At 42.7% G+C, this 5,020-nt stretch carries 4 protein-coding genes and 1 pseudogene; 4 read left to right on the top strand and 1 reads right to left on the bottom strand.

Going from position 1 to position 5,020, the window contains the following annotated elements:
• Positions 1-345: 345 nt before the first annotated feature.
• A pseudogene (locus L1D11_RS22215) lies at positions 346-629 on the bottom strand (hypothetical protein).
• Between the two features lie 177 nt (positions 630-806).
• Between L1D11_RS22215 and L1D11_RS22220 the strand changes: the two are divergent.
• From L1D11_RS22220 to L1D11_RS22235, 4 genes are all read left to right on the top strand, one after another.
• Positions 807-1,052 (top strand): hypothetical protein, encoded by a 246-nt coding sequence (locus tag L1D11_RS22220; RefSeq protein WP_017630837.1) that lies wholly within the window; start codon positions 807-809, stop codon positions 1,050-1,052.
• 307 nt (positions 1,053-1,359) lie between these two features.
• A complete protein-coding gene (locus tag L1D11_RS22225; protein WP_017074861.1) occupies positions 1,360-2,364 on the top strand; it encodes a response regulator in 1,005 nt (334 codons plus the stop codon).
• 1 nt (position 2,365) lies between these two features.
• On the top strand, positions 2,366-2,803 hold the full coding sequence (locus L1D11_RS22230) for a PAS domain-containing protein (RefSeq protein ID WP_017630838.1): 438 nt from the start codon (positions 2,366-2,368) through the stop codon (positions 2,801-2,803).
• Between the two features lie 878 nt (positions 2,804-3,681).
• Complete coding sequence (locus tag L1D11_RS22235) at positions 3,682-4,725, top strand: GMP reductase (RefSeq protein ID WP_239834705.1); 1,044 nt, start codon at positions 3,682-3,684, stop codon at positions 4,723-4,725.
• Positions 4,726-5,020 lie beyond the last annotated feature (295 nt).

Genomic DNA, 5,020 nt, shown 5'->3' on the forward strand with positions numbered 1-5,020 from the left:
TAGCCTCTAGCCTCGGCCTCAAGACCACAAGGGCATTTCGCCTCAGAGTTAGGTTTAAGAGTCAGGGTAATAAGTGATGCTGTCTGGTGAGACTTTACTATTTTAAAGCCTTCCCAGAATGAAGATAGGAAAGTATGATTCGGCATGGAAACGGTAGTTTGTGTATGATTTTTGTTTGGCGACTAAACCCTATCACTTACTACCGTTTTTTTTTGTTTTTAGTTCCCGCTAATCCGCGATGAACCAATAAAAAGCCACAGACAATACTGTGGCTTTTGTTTATCTAAATTAACTCTCGGGGGAAGGAGTCAATATCAGGATTAGGGGCAGTTAGTTTCTACCAGGCTACTTTCCACCAGAGAGCGCTGACTTCATCATCGTCTTAAATTGCTCTTTCTGCTCTTCAGTTAACACGTTGTAGATGTTGTTCTTAAGACGCATCTCTTGCATCACCATCGACTTCTCGGTCGCTTGAACCGTATCAATGACCTTTTCCATCTCAGCTTCATTGAATTCAGGCTGAGTGCCGGCTGTGTCGGTTTTTGTGTTGACGAGGCACTCACAAACGGAGCAGTAACAAGCAAAGCTGAAACAGTTAATACACAAAGTGACTTTTTTAGTGATTTTATTGAGTTTCACCTGTTGGTAGAAACATGAGTATAGATGGCGAAGCTGAACACGCTGTTCAGTTAACTGCTATGTCCGGATAAGCAGAGAACAAGATTAGACCTTGGTCTTACAGAAACCGAGCTAAAAGGTGACTAGAATGACCTAAGTCGCTCACCGTTTTATCAAGGAATACACAAATGGAAGTCGGATTGTTCTGGGCTGAAAAAGGGATGTTGGTGCTTGGTGCACTGTTTGTTTTGACGAGCATGATGCAGTACGGAAGACGCAGTAGCGATTGGAAAGGCGTGATTACTATGTTCTACAAACGTATCCCAATGAATATTGCGGAGTACAAATGGTACCGTCTGGGCATCGCGTTATTGGTTTTTGCCGTGATCATCCGCTTCGCATTGTTGATTTTATGGCCTACATATCAGTTCTAGCTCTTTACACTATTTCTCTTATCATGGTTACATAAAGCCAATAAATGCATGAGCAAAGCGAACCTTAATAAACTGACTTATTAAGGCTGCCATTAAATAAAAATAGTGCTGTTACTCCATAGTAAAGAGTGATTATCACCTTTGTAGCATATTGTTTTTCATGAAGAATAATGCGAAATAATAGCTTGCCCACTTGTTTCATCATTCTTACTAATAATCTGTATATAAATCCATTCACCCCGTACCTGATACCATAATGTTCTGGTACACTCTTTCGAATTAGCTTTAATTTGTCAGTGGTGCATTTATGTCGTTCCCAGTTCTTATATGTGATGATTCTGCGTTAGCAAGGAAGCAGATGGCTCGATCACTGCCTAGTTCTCTAAATGCAGATATAACTTTTGCTGTTCATGGGCTTAATGCACTTGAAGAGTTAGCTCAAAACCAATTTAAATTGATGTTCCTCGACCTCACCATGCCGGAATTAGACGGCTATGGCACATTGGAAGAGATGCAACGTTTGGGTGATACCACGCCTGTTGTCGTTGTTTCTGGTGACATACAACCAAAAGCACAACAGAAGGTGATGGATCTCGGCGCTAAAGCGTTTTTGCAAAAGCCGATCGATAAAGAAGCGTTAAAAGCGATTTTACGTGAGCACGTCGAGCCACCAAAACAACCTCAATTGTATACGCCTACTGCTCTCGAACTTCCAATATTGCGCCGACGCGATATCTATATGGAAGTCGCGAACGTAGCGATAGGCCGTGCCGCTGATGCACTGGCTCGTCATTTTAATGTATTTGTTCATTTACCACTGCCGAACGTTAACATCTTCGAAGTGAGCGAATTGCACATGGCGCTTCGTGACCTAGCCGACAACGACCAAGTGTCGGGTGTTTGCCAAGGCTTCAGCGGAGAAGGCATTGCAGGAGAAGCATTAGTCTTACTGAGTGATTCCAGCGTAAGCGATCTTAAAAAGCTCATGAAGGTACCAACTGAAAGTGAACAGCTCGAAGAGTTAGAACTGCTGATGGATGTATCTAATATCCTAGTTGGCTCTTTCCTTAACGGGCTAGGGGAGCAATCTGAAGTTCGTTTCTTCCAGAGCTCTCCGGTTCTGCTCGGGCAACACATCTCGATTGACTCTGTCATTGAAAATACCAGTGGCTCGTTTAAGAAGACCATGACCTTTGAAGTCAGCTACAACATTGATGGCACTTCAATCCGTTGTGACCTTCTATTTATGTTCGTTGATGAGTCTCTGCCTCTTCTAGACAACAAATTGGCCTACCTAATGGAGGAGTTTTAATATGCTGAATCTTCCTGCTGAATTTGAACAGTTCCACTGGATGGTGGACATGGTTCAAAACGTCGATATGGGGCTGGTGGTCATTAACCGTGACTTTCAGGTACAAGTTTGGAATGGCTTCATGACGCACCATAGCGGTAAGCAATCGCATGATGCGATCGGTAAGTCTATTTTTGAACTGTTCCCTGAGATCCCAGAAGAGTGGTTTAGGCTTAAAACAAAACCGGTTTATGACCTAGGCTGTCGTAGCTTCATTACGTGGCAACAAAGACCTTATCTGTTTAAGTGCCGTAACGTGAGGCCTGTAACTCAGCAAGCCGACTTTATGTACCAGAACGTGACGCTAAACCCGATGCGCTCGCCAACAGGGCAAGTCACGTCATTGTTCCTGTCTATTCAGGATGCCACAGCAGAAGCGTTGATGTCTCAAAAAAGCTAATACACCTTCAGAGTGATGATTAAATGGCTTTAAAGAGCAGTCCAAACATCGAATAAAAATGGCTAAGGTGAATCACCTTAGCCATTTTTTGCTTTTTATTCTTCAATTAACCCTTAAAGGCTTCGATCTCTTTTCGTCTACTCACTGCAAATCTCCACCAATTACACAGTTCACCACCTCAGCGAACTTTCTTTGTTCAAACCTTTTTTTCAAGAACCTAGATTGAATGAACTACCAGACGACAAAGAAGCGCGATTTCGGCTGTGAGTGGTTTATAAAGTTGGGTATTTTAAGAGGCTTTTAATAGAAGTTGGAGTTTTGATTGTCGAAACAAATTGAATCTTGCCTTCAAGATCGAGCTGACTGGGGTGAGTTTTTCAAAGTTAGGGTCAACCAATAGCACCATGAGTTTGTCGAATTTGGTCGAAAACAGAAAAAATTAGGAGAAAAATCGAATTTATTTAAGAAAAAGGGCATTTTTTTGTTGGAGAAAAATGTGATTTTTATGTGAATTCGAGGCACTTTTTTCACATATTTGCTTATTGAAGGCAATATTGTGTGAAAAGGGGAGGAAAACGATTGCGCAATAAACCGACACCGCTTGCGTGATTGGTTAGTTAAGTTATTAATTAGTAAGAATTTAGTTGGAAAATATAGCAAGAGGAGTTTTAGCAGATATGGAGTCTTTGAGAGGATAGCATAAAAAAAAATGAAATATCAGCCTTGCTGTTACTAAATCACGACCTATAATGCTGAAAACCGGAGCGTCTGCCAACGCTCCGGTTTTTTTGTGTCCGAAGAAAAGTAAATTCGTCTGCCAACGGTTTTACTACGCATTTCGCGAGAGACACATAATTTTATGAATCAAGGAAAACACCATGCGTATCGAACAAGAACTTAAGCTAGGCTTCAAAGATGTATTATTCCGCCCAAAGCGTTCTACTCTTAAAAGTCGTTCTCAAGTTGAATTAACCCGCGAGTTTACATTCAAGCATAGCGGTCGTCAATGGTCTGGTGTACCAGTAATCGCAGCGAACATGGATTCAGTAGCAAGTTTCGAAATGGCAGCGGCTCTAGCAGAGCACGGTGTCATGACTGCAGTACACAAGCACTACACAGTAGAGCAGTGGGCTGAGTTCGCTAAAACAGCAGACAAGAAAACACTGAACAACGTATTTGTATCAACAGGTACATCTGAAGCTGAGTTTGAGAAAACAAAGCAAATCATGGCGCTTAGCGAAGACTTCGTATTTATCTGTATTGATATCGCTAACGGCTACTCAGAGCACCTAGTTGAGTACGTACAGAAAGTACGTGCAGAATTCCCGAACAAAGTTATCTCTGCTGGTAACGTTGTAACAGGTGACATGGTTGAAGAGCTAATCCTAGCCGGCGCAGACATCGTTAAGGTTGGTATCGGCCCTGGTTCGGTTTGTACTACTCGTGTTAAAACAGGTGTAGGTTACCCTCAACTTTCTGCAATCATCGAGTGTGGCGATGCAGCCCACGGCCTTGGCGGCATGATCATCGGTGACGGTGGCTGTTCATGTGCGGGTGACGTATCTAAAGCGTTCGGCGGCGGTGCTGACTTCGTAATGCTAGGTGGTATGCTAGCAGGCCACGAAGAGTCAGGCGGCGAAGTTGTTGAGAAAGATGGCAAGCAATACATGAAGTTTTACGGCATGTCATCTCAGTCGGCTATGGACAAGCACTCAGGTGGTGTTGCTAAGTACCGTGCTGCGGAAGGTAAAACTGTTTTACTTCCGTTCCGTGGTTCTGTTCACAACACAATTTCTGACATCCTTGGTGGTGTGCGTTCAACTTGTACATACGTAGGCGCAGCAAAGCTTAAAGAGCTAACTAAGCGTACGACTTTCATCCGTGTACAAGAGCAAGAGAACAACGTATTCGGTAAAGAGTAACGTTTAAAACACTTGTTTTAAATTTTAAGAATTGAGCCACTTTAGAGTGGCTCTTTTTTGGTTCATCGCGGATTAGCGGGAACTAAAAACAAAAAAAAACGGTAGTAAGTGATATGGTTTAGTCGCCAAACAAAAATCATACACAAACTACCGTTTCCATGCCGAATCATACTTTCCTATCTTCATTCTGGGAAGGCTTTAAAATAGTAAAGTCTCACCAGACAGCATCACTTATTACCCTGACTCTTAAACCTAACTCTGAGGCGAAATGCCCTTGTGGTCTTGAGGCCGAGGC

Source organism: Vibrio sp. Isolate32 (assembly GCF_022397955.1).
Taxonomy (GTDB): Bacteria; Pseudomonadota; Gammaproteobacteria; order Enterobacterales; family Vibrionaceae; genus Vibrio.